Source organism: Rhizobium sp. RU33A (assembly GCF_900156055.1).
In the GTDB taxonomy this organism is placed as follows: Bacteria; Pseudomonadota; Alphaproteobacteria; order Rhizobiales; family Rhizobiaceae; genus Allorhizobium.
The window spans coordinates 121073-141340 of record NZ_FTMQ01000001.1 but is presented as its reverse complement, the minus strand read 5'-3'; the positions used below and the strand labels follow the sequence as shown (position 1 = coordinate 141340).

At 61.9% G+C, this 20268-nt stretch carries 21 protein-coding genes and 1 other RNA gene; 14 read left to right on the top strand and 8 right to left on the bottom strand.

Annotated features, from left to right (window positions below):
- The first annotated feature begins 16 nt into the window (after positions 1-16).
- Entirely contained in the window at positions 17-775 is a 759-nt protein-coding gene (locus BW978_RS00675) for a molybdopterin-synthase adenylyltransferase MoeB (protein ID WP_076391305.1), read from the top strand.
- The gene (locus BW978_RS00670) at positions 772-1248 is read left to right on the top strand and encodes a GNAT family N-acetyltransferase (RefSeq protein WP_076391303.1); all 477 of its coding nucleotides are present in this window, start codon (positions 772-774) and stop codon (positions 1246-1248) included. Before BW978_RS00675 ends, BW978_RS00670 begins: the two co-directional genes overlap by 4 nt.
- Positions 1249-1254: 6 nt before the next feature.
- On the opposite strand, the gene BW978_RS00665 is transcribed toward BW978_RS00670, so the two are convergent.
- Positions 1255-2259: a 2-hydroxyacid dehydrogenase gene (locus BW978_RS00665; RefSeq protein ID WP_076393076.1), complete on the bottom strand. Its 1005-nt coding sequence runs from the start codon at positions 2257-2259 to the stop codon at positions 1255-1257.
- A 199-nt stretch (positions 2260-2458) separates the two neighbouring features.
- Here BW978_RS00665 and BW978_RS00660 point away from each other — a divergent pair, with 199 nt between their 5' ends.
- Complete coding sequence (locus BW978_RS00660) at positions 2459-3001, top strand: SH3 domain-containing protein (protein WP_076391301.1); 543 nt, start codon at positions 2459-2461, stop codon at positions 2999-3001.
- Here BW978_RS00660 and BW978_RS00655 read toward each other — a convergent pair.
- Positions 2994-3986 (bottom strand): adenosine kinase, encoded by a 993-nt coding sequence (locus tag BW978_RS00655; protein WP_076391299.1) that lies wholly within the window; start codon positions 3984-3986, stop codon positions 2994-2996. The genes BW978_RS00660 and BW978_RS00655 overlap by 8 nt on opposite strands.
- A gap of 322 nt (positions 3987-4308) precedes the next feature.
- Between BW978_RS00655 and BW978_RS00650 the strand changes: the two genes are divergently transcribed.
- Complete coding sequence (locus BW978_RS00650) at positions 4309-5253, top strand: AEC family transporter (protein WP_076391297.1); 945 nt, start codon at positions 4309-4311, stop codon at positions 5251-5253.
- Positions 5254-5329: 76 nt separating this feature from the next.
- Here BW978_RS00650 and BW978_RS00645 read toward each other — a convergent pair whose 3' ends face one another.
- A complete protein-coding gene (locus tag BW978_RS00645) occupies positions 5330-6067 on the bottom strand; it encodes a c-type cytochrome (RefSeq protein WP_076391295.1) in 738 nt (245 codons plus the stop codon).
- 155 nt (positions 6068-6222) lie between these two features.
- Here BW978_RS00645 and BW978_RS00640 point away from each other — a divergent pair, with 155 nt between their 5' ends.
- Positions 6223-6990 (top strand): 3-deoxy-manno-octulosonate cytidylyltransferase, encoded by a 768-nt coding sequence (locus tag BW978_RS00640; RefSeq protein ID WP_076393074.1) that lies wholly within the window; start codon positions 6223-6225, stop codon positions 6988-6990.
- 4 nt (positions 6991-6994) lie between these two features.
- Entirely contained in the window at positions 6995-7846 is an 852-nt protein-coding gene (locus BW978_RS00635; RefSeq protein WP_076391293.1) for a prephenate dehydratase, read from the top strand.
- Between the two features lie 111 nt (positions 7847-7957).
- Here the strand turns inward: BW978_RS00635 and nudC are convergent, their stop codons facing one another.
- Together nudC and BW978_RS00625 are read right to left on the bottom strand one after the other, a co-directional pair.
- The gene (gene nudC / locus BW978_RS00630) at positions 7958-8917 is read right to left on the bottom strand and encodes an NAD(+) diphosphatase (RefSeq protein WP_076391291.1); all 960 of its coding nucleotides are present in this window, start codon (positions 8915-8917) and stop codon (positions 7958-7960) included.
- On the bottom strand, positions 8914-9321 hold the full coding sequence (locus tag BW978_RS00625) for an HIT family protein (RefSeq protein ID WP_076391289.1): 408 nt from the start codon (positions 9319-9321) through the stop codon (positions 8914-8916). Before BW978_RS00625 ends, nudC begins: the two co-directional genes overlap by 4 nt.
- A 91-nt stretch (positions 9322-9412) precedes the next feature.
- Here BW978_RS00625 and ffs point away from each other — a divergent pair.
- The 3 genes from ffs (at position 9413) to BW978_RS00610 (ending at position 11843) form a co-directional block, all read left to right on the top strand.
- An RNA gene (ffs, locus tag BW978_RS00620) (signal recognition particle sRNA small type) lies at positions 9413-9509 on the top strand.
- 81 nt (positions 9510-9590) lie between these two features.
- Positions 9591-11471: a DNA polymerase III subunit gamma/tau gene (locus BW978_RS00615; protein ID WP_076391287.1), complete on the top strand. Its 1881-nt coding sequence runs from the start codon at positions 9591-9593 to the stop codon at positions 11469-11471.
- A gap of 48 nt (positions 11472-11519) precedes the next feature.
- Positions 11520-11843, top strand: coding sequence for a YbaB/EbfC family nucleoid-associated protein (locus tag BW978_RS00610; RefSeq protein ID WP_076391285.1), 324 nt, complete (start codon positions 11520-11522; stop codon positions 11841-11843).
- A gap of 39 nt (positions 11844-11882) precedes the next feature.
- Here the strand turns inward: BW978_RS00610 and BW978_RS00605 are convergent, their stop codons facing one another.
- Both BW978_RS00605 and BW978_RS00600 read right to left on the bottom strand, forming a co-directional pair.
- Positions 11883-12773 (bottom strand): alpha/beta hydrolase family protein, encoded by an 891-nt coding sequence (locus BW978_RS00605; protein ID WP_076391283.1) that lies wholly within the window; start codon positions 12771-12773, stop codon positions 11883-11885.
- Between the two features lie 80 nt (positions 12774-12853).
- Positions 12854-13474 (bottom strand): MOSC domain-containing protein, encoded by a 621-nt coding sequence (locus tag BW978_RS00600; RefSeq protein WP_076391281.1) that lies wholly within the window; start codon positions 13472-13474, stop codon positions 12854-12856.
- A 56-nt stretch (positions 13475-13530) separates the two neighbouring features.
- On the opposite strand from BW978_RS00600, the gene recR reads away from it, so the two are divergent.
- Both recR and BW978_RS00590 read left to right on the top strand, forming a co-directional pair.
- Positions 13531-14136, top strand: a complete 606-nt coding sequence (recR, locus tag BW978_RS00595; protein WP_076391279.1) for a recombination mediator RecR — start codon at positions 13531-13533, stop codon at positions 14134-14136.
- A 49-nt stretch (positions 14137-14185) separates the two neighbouring features.
- Positions 14186-15415 carry a lytic murein transglycosylase gene (locus tag BW978_RS00590; protein ID WP_175616850.1) on the top strand — a complete coding sequence of 410 codons (1230 nt, stop codon included), beginning with the start codon at positions 14186-14188 and terminating at the stop codon, positions 15413-15415.
- 9 nt (positions 15416-15424) lie between these two features.
- Here the strand turns inward: BW978_RS00590 and BW978_RS00585 are convergent, their stop codons facing one another.
- Positions 15425-17059 carry an MFS transporter gene (locus BW978_RS00585; protein WP_076391277.1) on the bottom strand — a complete coding sequence of 545 codons (1635 nt, stop codon included), beginning with the start codon at positions 17057-17059 and terminating at the stop codon, positions 15425-15427.
- A 240-nt stretch (positions 17060-17299) separates the two neighbouring features.
- Here BW978_RS00585 and rimP point away from each other — a divergent pair, with 240 nt between their 5' ends.
- Genes rimP through BW978_RS00570 form a run of 3 tightly spaced genes read left to right on the top strand, consistent with a single transcriptional unit; the run spans position 17300 to position 20252 of the window.
- Positions 17300-17896 carry a ribosome maturation factor RimP gene (rimP, locus tag BW978_RS00580; protein WP_069043975.1) on the top strand — a complete coding sequence of 199 codons (597 nt, stop codon included), beginning with the start codon at positions 17300-17302 and terminating at the stop codon, positions 17894-17896.
- Positions 17897-17952: 56 nt separating this feature from the next.
- Positions 17953-19572 carry a transcription termination factor NusA gene (nusA, locus tag BW978_RS00575; RefSeq protein ID WP_076391275.1) on the top strand — a complete coding sequence of 540 codons (1620 nt, stop codon included), beginning with the start codon at positions 17953-17955 and terminating at the stop codon, positions 19570-19572.
- A complete protein-coding gene (locus tag BW978_RS00570) occupies positions 19572-20252 on the top strand; it encodes an RNA-binding protein (protein WP_076391273.1) in 681 nt (226 codons plus the stop codon). Before nusA ends, BW978_RS00570 begins: the two co-directional genes overlap by 1 nt.
- The last annotated feature ends 16 nt before the right edge of the window (positions 20253-20268 follow it).

The window sequence follows — 20268 nt, the reverse complement described above, 5'->3', positions numbered from 1 at the left end:
TGGCAAGGTAGACCCCATGGATCCGCTATCGCCCGACGAGCTCTCCCGCTATCATCGCCATATCCTGCTGCCCGAAGTGGGCGGCCATGGGCAGCAACTGCTCAAAGCCGCACGCGTGCTGGTGATCGGCGCTGGCGGTCTTGGCTCGCCAGTGCTGCAATATCTGGCAGCGGCGGGCGTCGGCACGCTCGGGATCGTCGATGATGACGGGGTGTCGCTCTCTAACCTCCAGCGGCAGGTGATTCACGACACGGGAACGCTGGGTGAAAAGAAGACCGAAAGCGCGGCCCAGGCTATTGCGCGGCTCAACCCCCATTGCCGTGTCGTGAGATACGAGCAGCGGTTCGATGCTGACTTCGCACGCGATTACCTGCCCCGCTTTACGCTGCTGATCGACGGCTCCGACAATTTTTCGACGCGCTATGCGGCAGCGGATGCTGCGGAACTTGCAAAGGTGCCGCTGGTGACAGGCGCTGTCGGTCGCTTCGACGGAACTGTGACCGTGTTGAAACCTTATGAGAGCGGGCCGGACGGGGTGGCGTATCCGCGCTATACCGATCTGTTCCCCGAACCGCCGCCAGAGGGTTTGATCCCAGCCTGCGCAGAAGCCGGTGTCATCGGCGCGCTAACAGGTGTCATCGGCACGTTGATGGCCATGGAGGCGATCAAGGTGATCACCGGGATCGGCGAGCCACTGGTCGGACGGCTGTTGATGTATGATGGGCTTGCGGCCCGTTTCGATACCATCCGCTACAAACGCCGGGCAGGTACATGAGCATCGTCATCCGTCGGATCGATCAGAGCTATTCGCATTACGAGGAACTGCTGGCGCTGATCATGGCGTCCTTCGCCTATATGGACGGCGTCATCGACCCGCCCTCTTCCGCGCATCGCCTGACCATCGCCTCCCTGAAAGACAAGGCCCGAGACGAGATCGCGCTGATCGCAGAAATGGACGAGCGCCTTGTGGGCTGCGCCTTTCTGCGTCCTGAACCGGATTTTCTCTATCTCGGCAAGCTCGCGGTTGCCGCAGAGGCGCAGGGCAAAGGGATCGGTGGCCGACTGCTGGCCGAGGGCGAGGCGATCGCCCAACAGCTCGGGAAACAGGCGCTGCGGCTAGAGACCCGGATCGAACTGACCGGCAACCATGACCGGTTCGGCGCCTGGGGATTCGTCAGAACCGCCGAGAGAAGCCATGCCGGCTATGACCGCCCGACCTATATCGAGATGCAGAAGCGACTGACCTGACGCGGCTCAGTTGCGGTTCGGCAGCACCCTGTTCGGCGGGCGGTGACCGTCGAAATAGGTTCTGATATTGATGATGACCTTGTCGCCCATATCGATGCGGCCTTCGATGGTCGCCGAACCGGTATGCGGCAGGAGCACCACCTTGCCCTCGTTGGCGAGCTTCACCAGCTTAGGGTTGACTGCTGGCTCGTTCTCGAACACGTCGAGACCCGCACCGGCGATCTTGCCGGCACGTAATGCCTGGACCAGGGCATCCTCATCGATGATGTCGCCACGGGCGGTGTTGACGACATAGCTTGTCGGCTGCAGCAGGGCGAGGCGACGGGCCGAGAGCAGGTGGAAGGTTGCCGGCGTCGAAGGGCAGTTGACCGAAACGATGTCGACGCGGGCGAGCATCTGGTCGAGGCTGTCCCAATAGGTCGCCTCCAACTCGTCCTCGGTTGCCGGACTGACCCGCTTGCGGTTGTGATAATGGATCGACAGGCCGAAGGCCTTGGCACGGCGGGCAACGGCCGTGCCGATGCGGCCCATGCCGATGATGCCGATGCGCTTGCCCCAGATTCGGCGTCCGAGCATCCAGGTGGGCGACCAGCCCTCCCATTCGCCAGGCTTGTCCATCAGCACGCGCGCGCCTTGAACGAGACGGCGCGGCACGGCGAGGATCAGCGCCATGGTCATGTCGGCCGTGTCTTCGGTGAGAACATTCGGCGTGTTGGTGACGGTGATGCCCTTTTTCGCGGCGGCATCGATGTCGATATGATCCGTACCGTTCGAGAAGCTGGCGATGAGCTTCAGTTGCGGGCCGGCCTCGGCAATCAGGGCTGCATCGATTCGGTCGGTCACGGTCGGCACAAGCACGTCTGCCGATTTGACGGCGGCGATCAATTCTTCGCGCGTGCGGGGTTTGTCATCGACATTCAATTCCGCATCGAATAGCTCGCGCATGCGCGTTTCCACGGCATCGGGCAGTTTCCGCGTGATATAGACCTGAGGTCTTTTCCTGTTCGTCATGGGCCGCATCGATGCCTTCTTCAGAACTCGTTAACCAAGTCGCGGGATACTTCGCTTCTCAGGAAGGCAATTTCTACCAAACCCGTCGGCGAAGACAAACAAAACTCGTCGGATGACGGCGGATTTGTCCCTGATACGCGCGACGCGTCTCGGGGTGGTCAGAAAGCCCTTCATTTCCACAGCTTAGCCCGGAATGACCATGTTTCATAATCTGTGCCGCGTCAGCATTGTATTCAGCGTTCTTGCGCTGTCTCTCGTGGCCGGCCCGATCGCCGGTCATGCCCAATCCACGACCAAGGGTTCGAGCGGGCTGCCGCTGCCGCGCTTCGTCAGCCTGAAGGCCGAACGGGTGAACCTGCGCATCGGTCCGAGCACCGACTATGCCGTCTCCTGGCGCTACATGAAGTCGGGCCTGCCGGTCGAAATCATCCGCGAATACGAGAACTGGCGGCAGATCCGCGATGCCGACGGGACCGAGGGCTGGGTGAACCAGACCCTGCTTACCGGCGAGCGGACGGCGGTTGCCGCCCCGTGGATGCGCGGCAACGGCGACAGTGTCTACGTCATGATGCGACGCGATTCCAACTCGTCCGCAGCCATCATTGCAAAGCTCGAGCCCGGCGTGGTGCTCAGGCTCAAGGAATGCAACGGCAACTGGTGCCAGGCCGAGGCCGGCGGCGTCAACGGATGGATCTCGCAGAACGAGGTCTGGGGCGCTTATCCGGGCGAGGCCTTCAAATAAGGCCGATCGCCGAAGCGCCCTTCGCAAGCGACATCATCGGCCGGGGTCCGATCTGCTGGATGACGACTCCAGCCGCATAGCAGCCAAGGTGTCCACAATCCTCGAAGCTTCGACCATTGGTGTAGCCATAGAGGAAGCCGGAGGCGAAGAGATCGCCGGCGCCCGTCGTATCGACCACCGTCTCCACCTTGGTTGCGGGCACGCGGATGCGCTGCTCCCCCTTGACGATGACGGCACCCTGATCGCCCATGGTGACGGCGGCCAGCTTGCAATCCTTCGAGATCAGATCAAGCGCGTGGGCAAAATCGTCGGTTTCGTAGAGAGACAGGGCTTCCTGCTCGTTGGCGAAGACGATGTCGACGGTACCGGAGCGCATCAGGTCGAGGAATTCGGCGCGGTAGCGACCGACGCAGAAGCTGTCGGAGAGCGTCATCGACATTTCCCGGCCCGCCTCGTGGGCAATGCGGGCGCAATCGAGGATCGCCTGCTTGGCGCGCGGTGGATCCCAGAGATAACCCTCGAAATAGGTGACCTTGGACTGGGCAACGACGTCCGGTTCGACGTCCTCGGGGCCGAATTCGACACAGGCGCCGAGATAGGTGTTCATCGAGCGCTCGCCGTCTTCGGTGACGAAGATCATGCTGCGGGCCGTCGGCGGCTGGCTGCCCAGCGGACGGGTCTGGAAATGCACGCCCTGGGCACGGATGTCATGGGTGAAGATCTCACCGAGCTGATCCTCTGCCACCTTGCCGAAATAGGCAGCCTTGCCGCCGAAATTGGCGATACCGGCTGCCGTATTGCCGGCGCTGCCGCCGGAGGCTTCCACAGCCGGCCCCATCATGCCGTAGAGCCGTTCGGCACGCTCGGCGTCGATCAGGTTCATTGCGCTTTTGGTAATGGCATTGTCGATCAGAAACTGGTCGTCGCAGCGAGAAATAATGTCGACGATGGCATTGCCGATCGTCAGGACATCGAACTGGCTCATGAGGTCCGGGGCTCCGTTTGCTTGGCCTGACGGTCATAGCCGTTTTTCCGCCGATGGGAAGGGAAAAGCAGACCGACGTCATCTCGTCGTTACATCGGGCCAATATGCAAACAGCGTGGCTGGCCATCTCCCCTGGTCTCTCCACCGGACCATGACGGTTCCGAACGGGAAAGCCGACCACGGATGTACTGGCGGCAGATCCCACCCCGGTGTGATCGGGCGTCGAAGCAGGCTCATCGCCTGCTTTTGTCGTTTGTGATGGATTGGCCGGGCGCGGCAAGAGGCCTAAGAAGGGCTTTCTTGCCATGACGAGTCGATTTTCATGACCACCGTTGCCCAGGACGTTCTCCCCATCTTCATTCTCATTCTCTTTGGCTGGGCGCTCGTCCGGTTGAAGATCCTGACCGCCGAAATCGGTGACGGGTTGGGCGACTTCGTGTTCAAGGTCGCGGTGCCGCTCCTCCTGCTTCGGACGATCGCCAATGCCGACTTCCAAGGCGCCTCGCCGTTCCGGCTTTGGATCGCCTATTTCTCCGGCGTTCTGATCACCTGGATCGTTGGACATCTTCTGGCAACGCGCGTCTTCGGACGCGACCAGAAGGTCGGCGTGCTCGCAGGCGTTTCCGCATCCTTTGCCAACAATGTCTTTATCGGCTTGCCGCTCGTCGAACGCACCGTCGGACCGGAGGGGATCGTCGCCATGTCGATCCTGCTCGCCGTGCACCTGCCGCTGATGATGATCGCCGGCGTTCTGGCCATGGAGCGGGCGGAACAGAGAAGCGGAGGACGCAAGGCCGCAGGTATCCTCGCGGTTTCCAAACAGGTGGGCGGCAATCTGGTGCGCAATCCGCTGATCATTGGCCTCGCCTGCGGGGTCCTGCTGCAGCTTGTCGGCACCCCTGTTCCAGCGCTGATCGACGGCATCGTCGCCCAGGTAGCCGGAATGGCGGCCCCGGCAGCGCTGATCTCACTGGGCATGACGCTGAACAAATACGGGCTGGCGGGAAACATGAAGATTGCTGGCAGCATTTCGCTGCTGAAGCTCGGCTTGATGCCAGCCGTGGTCTGGCTCGCATCCACGCTGCTCGGCCTCTCACCGCAATGGACGGCCGCACTCGTCCTGACGTCTTCCGTTCCGACCGGCATCAATGCCTGGCTGATAGCAAACCGCTTCGGTGTAGGCCAGGGACTGGCAGCCTCGGTTATTACGCTCTCGACTGCGGCCGGCGTCGCGACCGTATCGCTTTGGGCGCTACTGCTGCTCTGACGCTGAAAAACAAACGCCCGACCACAAGAGGCCGGGCGCGTAACCAAAGATTGTCAATGCCAGCAGGCGATGACGATCAGGGTGTTGCAGGCTGTGCCGGGGCAGGCTCAGCCGGAGCTTCCGGAGCGGTCTCAGCTGGAGCTGCAGGTGCTGTGTCTGCCGGGGCGGCTTCCGCAGGCGCTTCAGCCGGGGCCTCTGCAGGTGCGGCAGCGGCATCTGCCGGAGCGGCGTCAGCAGGCGCAGCAGCATCTTCAGCCGGTGCAGCAGCTTCAGGCGCCGGCAAAGGAACCGGGCTGTCGGCCATGGTGTGCAGATACAAGATCACGTTGGCGCGCTCGGCATCCTGCTTCAGGCCTGCGAAACCCATAGACGTGCCAGGGATATGCTGCTTCGGAGCAATGAGGAATTCGTTCAGGTGGTCCCAGGTCCAGAGCTCGCTGCCGCCCTGCGAAAATTCCGTGATGGCAGCAGAATAGCTGAAGCCTTCATGCGAGGCGATCGGACGGTCGACAAGGCCATAGAGGTTCGGGCCAACCTTGTTGGCGCCGCCCTTTTCGACGGTGTGACAGCTCGCGCACTTCTTGAAAGAAGATTCACCCGCGGCTGCATCGGCACTGGCAAGCAGGACTGCGATGGGAGTGGCGGCGACTTCCGGTGCTGCATCAGCCGGAGCGGCTTCTTCGGCCACGATGGCGAAGCCTTCCTGCTCAGGCGCTTCGGCATGGAATATCCCTTCCGAAGCAATTGACACAGACATCAGGACGAAGACGGTGCCGAGAAAGGCACCCACGCCCATGTTGGTATAAGAGTTCATCTGCAAAGCTCCCCGTGCAGCCGGCCGATGAGAAACCGGACGATCTTGAAATCGCGCGGAACGTATGTCTTTTGCATAACACTTGCAACACGATTATGGTCCCGCGGCTGGGACTATTTGACACTTCTGTATGGTGATTTGAAGGGGTTATGGACATGAATGAAGGCGGAACTGCCAAAACCCTGATCCTGATCCCGGCACGCATGGCGTCGACCCGTCTTCCGGACAAGCCGCTGGCCGATATCGCAGGTCTGCCGATGATCGTGCAGGTCGCGAAGCGGGCTCAGGAGGCAGAGGTCGGGCGAATCATCGTCGCCGTCGACGACCAGGGGGTCTTCGATGCCGTCAGGGCAGCAGGGTTCGAAGTGGTCATGACCCGTGGTGATCACCAGTCCGGTTCCGACCGCATTTTTGAGGCGCTGACGAAGGTAGACCCCGATGGCATGGCCGAGATCGTCATCAACGTTCAAGGCGATTTGCCAACGATCGATGCGCAAACCATCCGCGCGGCACTTGAGCCACTGGAAGATCCTGCAGTCGACATCGCAACGCTCACCGTCGAAATCGAGGACGAGCAGGAGAAGACGAACCCGAACGTGGTAAAGGTGATCGGCTCGCCGCTTTCCGAGGACAGGTTGCGGGCACTCTATTTCACGCGTGCCACCGCGCCCTACGGTGCCGGCCCGCTCTACCACCATATCGGGCTCTACGCCTATCGGCGCGCCGCGCTCGAGCGCTTCGTTACTTTGCGTCCATCCACGCTCGAAAGGCGGGAATCGCTCGAACAGCTCAGGGCGCTGGAAGCGGGTATGCGGATCGATGCCCAAATCGTGAAAACCGTGCCGCTCGGCGTCGACACGCCCGCAGACCTCGAAAAAGCACGCCGCATCCTTTCCGCATCCTCCTCAAACGCAGGACACTGATCCCTTGGCACCGACGAACAAGATTTCCTTCCAGGGCGACTACGGCGCCAATTCCGACATGGCCTGCCGCGACATGTTCCCCAACATGGAGCCCCTGCCCTGCCCGACCTTCGAGGACGCCTTCGTGGCGCTGGAGACGGGAGAAGTGGATCTGGCGATGATCCCGATCGAAAATACGCTCGCCGGTCGCGTCGCCGACATCCATTACCTGCTGCCACTGTCGCGCCTGCATATCGTCGGCGAATATTTCATGCCGATCCGCTTCCAGCTGATGGTATTGCCTGGCGTGAAGCTCGACGAGATCCGCACGGTGCACAGCCATATCCATGCGCTCGGCCAATGCCGCAAGATCATTCGCAGCCATGGCTGGAAGGCCGTGGTCGCCGGCGATACGGCCGGGGCTGCCAAACTCGTTTCAGAGAAAGGCGACCGCACGATGGCGGCGCTGGCTCCCCGGCTCGCGGCTCCGCTCTACGGCCTCGACATCATCGCTGAAAATGTCGAGGATTCGGAAAACAACGTGACCCGCTTCGTAGTGCTGGCGCGCGACGAGGACGACCAGAAGCGTTCGTCCGCCGACGAGCAGTTCATCACCACCTTCGTGTTCAACGTGCGCAACATTCCAGCTGCCCTCTACAAGGCCATGGGCGGGTTTGCGACGAACGGGGTGAACATGACCAAGCTGGAAAGCTACCAGATCGGCGGCAAGTTCACGGCGACCCAGTTCTATGCCGATATCGAGGGGCATCCGGACGATGCGCCTGTCCGGCGTGCGCTGGAAGAGCTGCGCTTCTTCTCCGAGAAGGTGCGCATTCTCGGCGTCTACAAGGCGCATGAAATGCGCGGCAAGCTCTGATCAAAAGGGTGGCGGCATAGAGCATTCCGGCGAAAAGGAGCGCTTGAACGCTCTATTTTGTTTTCGCGCAATTCCTTACGCAGAACCGCTCCGCACTTTTGCTGGAATCGCTCAGTGCCGCCACTCGTACCAATCCTCGATCAGACGACGGGCGATCGTGCCTTGGATCGGCAGGGTCCTGCCATCGGCTGAACCCTCTGACAGCATCCGGCCAATCTCGTCGCGGGTGAACCAGCGGCAGTCTTCGAGTTCAGCGGTATCGAAGGTGATGTCGAAATTCGTCGCCTCGCCATAGCAGCCGATCATCAGCTGATGCGGCATCGGCCAAGGCTGCGAGGCGTGGTAGCGGACGCGACCGACGGTGATGCCGGATTCCTCGCGTGTTTCGCGCCGGACGGCGTTTTCGATCGTTTCGCCCGGCTCAACGAAACCGGCAAGCGAGGAATACATGCCTGCCGGAAAGCGTGGGCTGCGGCCCATCAGGCATCGATCCTGCTTTTCATCCACGACCAGCATGATGGCGACCGGATCGGTGCGCGGGAAGATTTCGTGGCTGCAGGCGGTGCATTTGCGCTTGTAGCCGCCGATAAGGGTTTCCATCGTGCGGCCGCAGCGACCGCAGAAGCGGTTGTCGGCATTCCAATGCAACAAGCTAAGCGCCTGGGCGACTTCGCCGAGAAGTTCGTCGCCGATCAATGCGTCGCGGAAGAGTGCACGGGGATCGGCCGGCTTGTAATGGGCGGCGAGCGCTTCCGGCGTGACGCTGACGGGCACAGCGAGGCGCGGCTCGCCAGAGGCCTGGTGGCCGAGCAGGATCGCGTCGTCGAAATTCGGTTCGAGCTCTGCAAGTTCGTAAGGGGCAAAGAGCGGATCGAGAACCTGGCCATCATGCTTCAAGACAAGCTGAGTACCGGAAAAGGCGAGGATGTGCATGCCCTCGACCTTCAGTGCTGTTTCAAGCGAGGTTTCGTCGCGATGTTCACTGTTGCGGTCAAGCCTGTTGCCGGAAAAGGCCGTGAGTTCGCTGGGTTCAAGATGGGGGGCACGGTTGAGGAAAATGGAATTCTTCATTGGAATGCTTCAAGGATCCTGTGCTTCATGGCCTCGAAGGCCTTTTCCTCATACGGGACAGACTGGCCATAACCCCAGATCGGGCCGGGCCAATTTGGGTCATTTTCGTTGCGTGCGACGACATGGACGTGAAGCTGGCGCACGATATTGCCGATGGCGGCGATATTGATCTTCTCGGCACCAGTCACCTTCTTCAGCGCCGTCCCGACCGTCACCTGCTCGAATGTCAGGACCGCCTGATCGAGCGGGGTCAGGTCGAAGATCTCCGAGACTTCAGGACGTTGCGGCACGAGAATCAGCCAGGGCCAGCGGCTGTCCCTTGCCAGCCGCAGGTCGCAGAGGCCGAGCTTCAGGATCGACTCGCTATCCCTCGCGAGGCGATCATCCAGGACGAATGGCTGCAAGGCGTTTTCTCCCTCTTGTTTTCTGCGAGACTAGCAGTTTTTTTTTGGCTTGGCTTGCATTTGGCGACGTTATTGCCGATATGTCTCCTTGGGAGGTTGGTGGTGGACGAGCCACTCGCCAACCGGGTCAGGTCCGGAAGGAAGCAGCCCCAACGAGCACGGCACGGGTCATCGTGCCAGCCTCCCACCTCATCTTCATTTCCGGCCCCTGTTTTCAGCACGGGCCGTGCCATGCCCGGGCGCGGGCAGACGGGGAAGCTGGCAGCGCGATGAGCGATTTAGAGCCCACTGCAGAAGCCAAGACCGCCCCCGGCGGCTACCGCGTTCTCGCCCGCAAATACCGCCCCAAGGATTTCACGGACCTGATGGTCGGCCAGGAGCCGATGGTGCGGACGCTGACTAATGCGTTCGAGACCGGCCGCATCGCCCAGGCCTATATGCTGACCGGCGTGCGCGGCGTGGGCAAGACGACCACGGCCCGCATTCTGGCGCGCGCTCTGAACTACAAGACAGCTGAGATCGACAAGCCGACGATCGACCTGCGCATCCCCGGTGAACATTGCCAGGCAATCATGGAAGGCCGGCATGTCGACGTGATCGAGATGGATGCGGCCTCGCATACCGGTATCGACGACATCAGAGAGATCATCGAGCAGGTGCGCTATCGCCCAGTGTCGGCGCGCTACAAGGTCTACATCATCGACGAAGTGCACATGCTGTCGACGGCGGCCTTCAACGGGCTGTTGAAGACGCTCGAAGAGCCCCCGGAGCATGTGAAGTTCATCTTTGCGACGACCGAAATCCGCAAGGTTCCGATCACTGTTCTCTCCCGCTGCCAGAGGTTCGACCTGCGCCGCATCAGTGCTGGCGATCTGGTCGGCCTGTTCTCGACCATTGCGTCGAAGGAAGGTATCGAGGCGGACGAAGATGCGCTTTCGATGATCGCGCGCGCCGCCGAAGGCTCGGCGCGTGACGGTCTGTCGCTGCTTGATCAGGCGATCGCCCATGGCAGTGGCGTCGTGCATGCCGATGCCGTGCGCGCCATGCTGGGCCTCGCCGACCGGGCCCGTATCGTCGACCTTTTCGACCATATCGTGCGCGGTGACGTAGCGGCAGCCCTTTCCGAATTCGGCAGCCAGTATGAGGCGGGTGCCAACCCGACCGTGGTGCTGACCGATCTTGCTGACTTCACCCATCTGGTGACCCGGCTCAAATACATTCCCTCTGCGTCGCAGGATCCCTCGCTTTCCGAAGTCGAGCGCGTGCGAGGGGCCGAACTTGCTGACAGCGTGGCGGTGACGACGCTGTCGCGCATGTGGCAGATGCTGCTCAAGGGCATTCCCGAAGCTGAGGCCTCGTCGCGACCGGCAGGTGCCGCCGAGATGGTGCTGATACGGCTGGCGCATGCCGCCCATCTGCCCTCGCCCGAAGATGCTGCGCGACGCCTGCTTGAACTCTCCAATGGCGAAGGTGGCGGAGATCGCGCGCCTTCTGCGCCGCGGCCGAATGGCGGCGGCGGTGGGGCCTCAATGGCGATGCGCGTGCAGGCCGTTTCTCAAGCACCGCAGGATAGCGCCCCACGCCCGGCGATGAGCCAGCCCGTTGCCCATCTGCAGAGCGTGCCGGCTGGCGACGCGCTGCCTCAGGGCATGGAGCGCCGCGAAACCAAGGTCGAGGAATCACTGGCTCCAGGCATCCGCGTCGAGACGCTGGACGATATCGCCGATCTCTGCACCAAGAACCGTGCGCCGGTGCTTAGGGCCCAGTTGCGCCAGTTCGTGCATCTCGTGAAGATCGAGCCGGGCCGGCTGGAAATTCGTCTGGAATCGCAATGCCCGCCTGGCATCGTCAACGAGTTGAAGATGAAGCTCAGCGAATGGACCGGCGTCAACTGGTGGGTGACGCTGTCCAACGAGGCGGGCGCACCGACACTGGTCGAAGTCGAGAAGACGACCCGCGAAGCGCGGCTGGTCGATGCCCGGCAGGACCCTGATGTCGCCGCGATCCTCGCACGCTTTCCCGGCGCCAAGGTGACCGACGTCCGGATCAAGGCAGCTGCGATCGAGGACGACGACATCGTGGCTACACCGCCGGCTGTGGCGGAATCGGCTGAAGGCGACATCCTGCCGGGCGACGACATCGAATTCTAGGGCTGACGCCCTTCTCGCAGAACACGACAACAATCCAAGGAGAAGACGATGCGCGACATCATGGGCATGATGGGCAAGGTCAAGGAAATGCAGTCCAAGATGGAAAAGATGCAGGAAGAGATTGCTGCACTCGAAATCGAGGGCAAGTCCGGCGGCGGCATGGTGACCGTTGTCCTCAGCGGCAAGGGCGAGATGCGCAGCATCAAGATCGATCCGTCGCTGTTCAAGGAAGACGATGTCGAGATCCTGGAAGATCTGATCGTTGCCGCCCACAAGGATGCCAAGGACAAGGGCGAAGCCCAGGCGCAGGAAAAGATGACGGCGCTGACCGCCGGCATTCCACTGCCGCCGGGCATGAAGTTCCCGTTCTGATCAAGCAGTTCATTCTGCTCGAGAAGGTGATCGGGTCTGTCAGGGATAGACCCGATCATTCCACGGGTTTTCCCCCTCGTGCAGAAACGCGAGGGTGTGGCGCCAGAAGCCACATTCATGGCGGGCGTGGAAGAGATCGAAGTGACCGATACGGTCAAAACCGAGGTCTTGTGGTGCGAGCAGCACCTTGGCCACCGGCGCGCGGCGATAATAGCGCATGGCACGATCTATTGCTTTCGGCGTCGCGATCTCGTCATCCGACATGGCGACACTGAGGATCGGGCAGGTTGCGGTGGCGAACCGATCGCGCATGACTTCGGCCGCCTCTCGCGACAGGCCCTGTTCCGCTCTGCCCTGCTGCAGCCCCCAGCCATAGGCGACCCCTTTCGGCAGATCCTCCAGCCAACCCAGGCGCTTGCCGGGAAAATGGCCGAGTGCAAGGGTGATGGCGGGCATTGCGACATGCCATTTCAAAAAGAGCGGCAGGCGTCGTGCTGGCAGATAGTCCCCCCAATAGCCGTATTGCCCGCCGACCGAAAGCATGGCCGAGACGCGCCCGACCGCCGGCGAATAGCCCGGCAGGAAGCCGCCGATGCTGTGGCCAACGACAAGAACGCGTCCCGTCTTGTCCTCCTGCAGCGCTTGGCGGAGGGCTACATCGAAATCCTTCTCGCCCCATTGGCGCCAGGTGAAGGTCGATCCTTCAAGGTTTTCCGGTCGAGACAGTCCGATGCCGCGGTAATCATAGGTGAGGACGGAAAAGCCGTTTGCCGCGAGGTAGGCGGCGTATCGGTGGTAATAGCGGGCCAGGACGCCAGTTGCCGGATTGATGATCACGGTTCCGATAGGCGCTCCGTCAGCGGATCGCCACCAGTGACCGATTAGCAGCACGCCATCGGCTGCAGTCAGCTCTATTCTCCTCGGGTCCATCGCTCCTCCATGCGGGCGGCATGATGGCGAGAAGTATGGGGCGGGTAAAGCCGGACGGCTTTACGACCTTTGGCGGAGGCTCACATCTCGCCTGCGCTGATCGCGTCGCGAACCTTGTAGTGGACGGGAGCCGCCATGTAGCGGGCGCGATCGGTCTCGCTCAGCTTGCGGCCAAAGGTCGCCATCATCTCGCGCATGGTGACGCGGTCGCCGACCCAGGGCGTGAATTCGACGGCTTGGCCGGCCTTGACCATGCCGCCTTGCAGCACTCGGGCATAGGCGCCCGGGCGGGCGGCGCGGGTGTAGCGCTTGACGAAGGTGGGCTCGCCCATCTTGGCGGCAAAGGTCGCGCACGGGATGCGGGCAGAGGTGACTTCCAGCAAGACCTCGCCGATCGCAAGCCTGTCACCGGCCGCCAACATGGCGCTTTCCAGCCCCTCGATCACCAGATTCTCGCCGAAGGTGCCATAGGGGAGGTCGCGGCCGAGTTCGGCCTGCCACCAGTCGAGATCGATGGAGCCCTCGATATAGACGGCCTGATCGACGCCGCCGTGGTGCTTGCGGTTGAGGATCGCGTCGCCGACGAGGCCTTCGGCATCGACCATGATCGGACCCTGGATGGCCAGCTTGTTGATGCCGGTCTTGTATTTCTTCCCCGGCAGGATCTCGGGTCGACCCAGGCAGACGGCGAGGATTTTCATCTGGAGCGCTCCTTCGGCGATTCCGTTTGGCGTCTATATGGGCTAGAAACGCCGCCATGGCAAAACGAGTCACCGGCCCCGAAATCGAGAAACTCATCCAACTCCTGGCGAAAGTCCCGGGGCTTGGACCACGCTCGGCACGACGTGCTGCGCTGCACCTGATCAAGAAGAAGGATCAGCTTCTCGGCCCCTTGGGTCACGCCATGGGCGAGGCCTATGACAAGGTGAAGATCTGCTCCTGCTGCGGCAATGTCGACACGATCGACCCCTGCACCGTCTGCACCGACGTGGCTCGCGACCAGTCCGTCATCATCGTCGTCGAGGATGTCTCCGACCTCTGGGCGCTGGAGCGGGCCGGCGCGATGAATGCGGCCTATCATGTGCTGGGCGGCACGCTGTCGCCGCTCGATGGCATCGGGCCTGACGATCTCAACATCAAGGGGCTGATCGACCGGGTGGCGAAAGGCGGGGTCCGCGAGATCATCATAGCAGTTAATGCCACCGTCGAGGGGCAGACCACAGCACACTATATAACCGACCATCTGATAGGGCTCGACGTGAAGATCACGCGGCTTGCCCATGGTGTGCCTGTCGGGGGCGAACTCGATTATCTGGACGAGGGAACACTGTCTGCGGCGATCAGGGCCCGGACCATTATCTGACCGCGAGGAAGAACCGATGGCACGCTCCCGCAAGCCACTTAAGTGGCTGATGACCACCGCTTCACTGGTTCTGGCCGGGAGTTTCGCCTCGTCGGCCGCCGCCGCGTCGCGCAGCGCCGTCGAGGCACAGTTCCGGCAGTGGATCGCCAGCGACCTTTGGCGCGCCGCTCAAGAAGGCGGGATCAGCAAAGAGATCTTCGACCGGACGCTTCAGAACGTCCAGTTAAACTGGGATCTGCCGGATCTCGTGCCTCCGGGCACTGCGCCGCCGAAGGAACGGACCCAGAGCCAGGCGGAGTTCAGTTCTCCGGCATCCTATTTCAACGAGAAGCGTCTGCAGGGACTGGCCGCGACCGGTCGGACCCTGGCAAGTCAGCATGCGGGAACACTGCGCAAGGTCGAGGCGACCTATGGCGTTCCGGGTTCGATCATTGTCGCCATCTGGGGGCGCGAGTCCGGCTATGGTCGTGCGAAGCTGCCGCATCCGGCCATCGATGTGCTGGCGACCAAGGCCTTCATGTCGACGCGCAAACCGATGTTTCAGCAGGAGCTGATTTCGGCGCTGCATATCGTCGAAAGCGGGGATGTGACTGCCAACAGACTTATGGGCTCCTGGGCGGGGGCTTTGGGGCAGCCGCAGTTCATGCCGGGAAGCTACCTGAAATACGCCGTCGATTTCGACGGCGACGGCAAGCGCGACATCTGGAATTCAGTGCCGGATACGCTGGCATCCATAGCCAACTATCTGGTCAAGAGCGGCTGGCAGAAGGGTCGCGACTGGGGCTACGAGATCACCATTCCCGATGGCGTCTCCTGCGCACAGGAGGGTCCTGACAGGGCAAAGGCGGTGTCGGCCTGGGCAAGCGGCGGGCTTACCCGGATTTCCGGCCGGGCATTCCCTTCGTCGGAGGCGTCTCAGCCGGCGATGATGCTGGTGCCGGCCGGGACATATGGTCCGGAATTCCTGGTGACGCCGAATTTCTATGTGCTCAAGGAATACAACAATTCCGATCTATACGCGCTGTTCATCGGCAATCTCGCCGACCGGATCGCGAGCGGTGGCGGCGCGTTCAGGGCGCCGTGGGGCGATGTCGGCAAGATGCTGCGCTCGGATGTGCTCGCCATGCAGCAGGCGCTGGTGGCGCAAGGTTACGATGTCGGCAAGGTGGATGGCCTGCCCGGCTTCAAGACGCGGCGTTCGCTTGGCGAATGGCAGGCCAAGAACGGGATGAAACCCACCTGCTATCCGAGTGCAGACCTCAAGGCCAAGCTGCGCTGATGCCCCCCATCAGTGGTGATCGATGTGCGACTGGTGGAAGACGTCGTCAGCCGGTGGGATTGCCTGACGTTCGATCATCCGGTGGACCTTGGGCGGCCTGTCGCCGCGATGCAGTTCCAGCAAGCGGTCGGTGATCTCGGCATCGGCCTTGGTGCGGCGCTGGTTATGGCGCACATAGTCCACCCATGTTGGCACATGATAGGTTTCCGTCCAGATGTCAGGGTTTTCCAGATCGCGCATCAGCGTCCAGTTGCGTGCGCCGTCGCGCAGGCGAATGCGGCGGCGCTCGACCATGATCCTCAGGAATTCCGGAACGTCCTCGTCGGTGATCTCGAAATCGATATGAATGACGATCGGGCCGCTGCGCGGGCGGATGTCGAGCTTCAGGGACGGCTCGTTGAAGCGGTTGAGCGGATCGAGATCGAGGGTGGCAAAGGCAGGCATCGGCAGGAAGAAGCCGATGAAGACGCCGACCATCATCAAAAGGCTGGATGCCACCAGCGCATGGTCGGACCCGTAGCTTTCAGCGACGCTGCCCCAGAGCCAGCTGCCTGTGGCCATGCCGCCGAAGGTGGCAGTCTGGTAGAGCGAGAGCGCACGTCCCACGACCCAGCGGGGTGCCGAAAGCTGGACGACGGTGTTGAACAGCGAGAGCGCCAGCACCCAGCAGGCGCCGGCGACCATCAGGGCAAGCGCCGTGATCCAGACTGAGGTGCTGATGCCCGTGACGCCGGCGGCGACAGCAAAGCCGGCGAAGGCCGCGCGGACGATATCCTCGCTCGACAAGAGCTCGCGCGCACGCTGGTTGGAAAAGGCACCGAAGATGGCGCCGAGGCCGAAGGCGCCGAGCAAGCCGCCGAAGGTGAGCGGACCGCCGGCCAATTGGTCGCGCGCGACGATCGGCAGCAGCGAGAGAATTGCGGTTGCCGTCAGACCGAAGACGAAGCCGCGGAAGAGCACCTTGCCGAGATTGGGTGACATGGCGACGTAGCGCAGGCCGGCGCCGATTGCCGAGCCCAGATGTTCGCGTGGCAGCGGACTTTTCGGAATGTTCGGCTGCCAGCGGAAGAGGGCATAGGTAATGGCGAAGTAGGACAGCGTGTTGACCGCAAAGGCGGCTGCCGCCCCTGCGGCGGCGACGATGGCACCGCCAATCGCCGGTCCGACGCTGCGGGTGATGTTGAAGCCCATGCTGTTGAGCGATACGGCAGCCGGCAGATCCGCCCTCGGGACGATGTCGCCGACAGAGGCCTGCCAGGACGGGTTGTTGAGCGCCGTTCCGCAGCCGATCAGGAAGGTGAAGGCAAGCAGCGCCCATGGGGTAATCAGATCGAGCAAGGCAAACAGTGTCAGGAGCGCCGAGACCACGATCATGAAGAGCTGCGCGGCAATCATGACCCGGCGGCGATCGAAGCTGTCGGCGATGGCACCGGCGATCAGGGAGAGCAGCATGATCGGGCCGGTGTTCGAAGCCTGGACAAGCGCTACCATATTCTCGGAAGTCGAGATCGACGCCATCATCCAGGCGGCACCAACACCCTGGATCAAGCCACCGAGATTGGACGAGATGCTGGCGAGCCAAATCCGGCGATAGGCTTCATTGCGGAGTGGCAGAAGCGGGGAGCGGCGTTCGTTTGTCGACATGTCTAAACTTTTCTGGCCGCAACCTTCTTCAGGAACAGCTGCGGCGGCGTGAGCTTGCCTTGCGCAACGCATGAATGGCAAGTTTGTTTTCTCCCCCCACCGAAAAGCTTGCAAAAGCCGGGGCGGTCGGCTATATGAGCTTCAAATTCTTGATCGACAGATGAAGGGTGGGCCCGAAAGGACCCGCTCTTTTTTATTGGCGATCACAGCCAATCGGGAGTAAAACGATTGTCCGAAGACATGCCGAAGCCGGAACTCGGCGAAGCACGGATCATCATCGAGACGGGCCTTGACCGTCGTATCGCAGAGATTATCGAGCCCGTGCTCGTCGCGATGGATTTCAAGCTGGTTCGCGTCCGTATGATGAACCAGAACGGAATGACGCTGCAGATCATGGCAGAACGCACCGACGGCACGATGACCGTCGAAGATTGCGAAGCCGTATCGATGGCAGTTTCCCCGGTTCTCGACGTCGAGGATCCTGTCGACAAGGCCTATCATCTGGAAGTGTCGTCGCCGGGCATCGACCGCCCGATGGTTCGCAAGTCGGATTTCAGCCGCTGGCAGGGCCATATCGTGAAGTGCGAGACGTCCATCCTGGTCGACAACCGCAAGCGCTTCCGCGGCAAGATTACCGACGTGAACCAGGACGGCTTTACCCTGGAGCGCGATCAGGTGGCCTATGGTGAAGAGCCGAAGGTGGTGATCCCCTTCAATACGCTCGCCGAGGCAAAGCTGATTCTGACGGACGATCTGATCCGTGACGCGCTCCGAGCCGATAAGCTCGCCAAGGCGCAGGCCGCGAACCAGAACGACGAAGACGACAGCGAAGAATAACGTTTGACCTATAGCCCGAGGCCGATGCCCGGGCGTGAAGACGGAGACCTAAGACAATGGCAGTCAGTGCTAACAGGCTCGAGCTCTTGCAGATCGCAGATGCCGTCGCCCGTGAAAAGGTGATCGACCGCGAAATCGTGCTCGCCGCCATGGCCGACGCGATCCAGAAGGCTGCCCGGTCGCGCTACGGCAGCGAAACCAATATCCGCGCCGACATCAACTCCAAGACCGGCGAGATCCGACTGCAGCGTCTTCTGGAAGTGGTCGAGAAGGTCGAAGACTACGCGACGCAGATCGCGCTCGAACTCGCTCGCGATCGTAATGTCGACGCGAAGCTCGGCGACTTCATCGCCGATCCGCTGCCGCCGATGGACTTCGGCCGTATCGCTGCCCAGTCGGCCAAACAGGTCATCGTGCAGAAGGTTCGCGAAGCCGAGCGTGACCGCCAGTTCGACGAATTCAAGGATCGCGTCGGCGAAATCGTCAACGGCACCGTCAAGCGCGTCGAATACGGCAATGTCATCGTCGATCTCGGACGTGGCGAAGGCATCATCCGTCGTGACGAGATGATCCCGCGCGAAGCTTTCCGCTACGGCGACCGCGTCCGCGCCTACGTCTACGACGTGCGTCGCGAGCAGCGTGGCCCGCAGATCTTCCTGTCGCGTACCCATCCGCAGTTTATGGTGAAGCTGTTCACCATGGAAGTTCCTGAGATCTACGACGGCATCATCCAGATCAAGTCGGTTGCCCGTGACCCCGGTTCGCGCGCCAAGATCGCCGTGATTTCGAACGATAGCTCGATCGATCCGGTCGGCGCCTGCGTCGGTATGCGCGGTTCCCGCGTTCAGGCCGTTGTCGGCGAACTGCAGGGTGAAAAGATCGACATCATCCCGTGGAGCCAGGATCCGGCCTCCTTCATCGTCAACGCCCTGCAGCCGGCGGAAGTCGCCAAGGTCGTTCTCGACGAAGATGCAGAGCGCATCGAAGTCGTGGTTCCGGACGAGCAGCTGTCGCTCGCCATCGGCCGTCGCGGTCAGAACGTGCGGCTGGCCTCGCAGCTGACCGGCTGGGATATCGACATCATGACGGAAGCCGAGGAATCGGAGCGCCGCCAGAAGGAATTCAACGAGCGTACGAACCTGTTCATGGATGCGCTCGACGTTGATGAAATGGTCGGCCAGGTTCTGGCATCGGAAGGTTTTGCTGCGGTTGAAGAAGTCGCCTATGTCGAGCTCGACGAAATTGCGTCGATCGATGGCTTCGACGAAGATACGGCGCAGGAAATCCAGACCCGCGCCCGCGAATATCTCGAGAAGATCGAGGCAGAAATGGATGCCAAGCGTCGCGAACTCGGCGTGGCAGACGAGCTGCGCCAGATCGACGGCATGACCTCGCAGATGATGGTCGCGCTCGGCGAGGACGGCATCAAGACGGTCGAGGATTTTGCCGGCTGCGCTGCCGACGACCTGGTCGGCTGGAGCGAACGCAAGGATGGCGAGACCAAGAAGTTCGAGGGTCTGTTCTCGAAGTTCGAGATTTCGCGCGCCGAGGCTGAAGCCATGATCGTGCAGGCGCGTCTCGCGGCCGGCTGGATCACCGAGGAAGACCTCGCGGCCGAAGCCGAAGTTGAAGCTGAAGGCGTACTCGAAGGCGAAGAAGCCGAGCAGGCAACGTGATGGGCGCGCAGACGCCGGACGCGACAGAGGCAGAAGACGACTTCGACCTCTCCGACGTGAACGGACGCATGTGCATCGTCACCCGCGAAAGCGGATCGCCCGAGACGCTTCTGCGTTTCGTGGCGGCACCCGACGGGACTGTTGTCCCGGATTTGAAGCGGGCGCTTCCGGGCCGGGGCTGCTGGGTCAGCCCCAGCCGCGAGGCCGTCGAGAAGGCCGTGGCGAAGAAGCTTTTCGCCAGGGCGCTGAAACGAGATGTGAAGGCGGATCCGGAACTTGGGTCCTTGGTTGAGCGCCTTTTGGTCGCGCAGCTGATCGGCATGATGAATATGGCGCGCAAAGCCGGCCAGTTCATCACCGGGGCGGCGAAGGTCGAGGCGGCGGTGCGCAGCGGAGAAGCCATCGCGGTTTTCCATTCGCAGGATGCCGCGCCGGATGGTGTGAGAAAGATCGACCAGGCCCGAAAGGCCTGGCACCTTGGAACAGGGGCAGAGGCGGAAGTTCCCGCCTTTCACCTGCTCACCGGGGCGGAATTGGACGAGCAGATGGGCCAGAATGCGTTTATCCATGCTTGCGTGCTTGCAGGGCAGGCAGGTGAAGGTGTAGTGAAGCGCGCAACTCTGCTCGAAACCTACCGCGGCACGCCGCGGGTATCGGGCGCTGGCCCGAAATCACAATGACGCGGTCACCGGCACA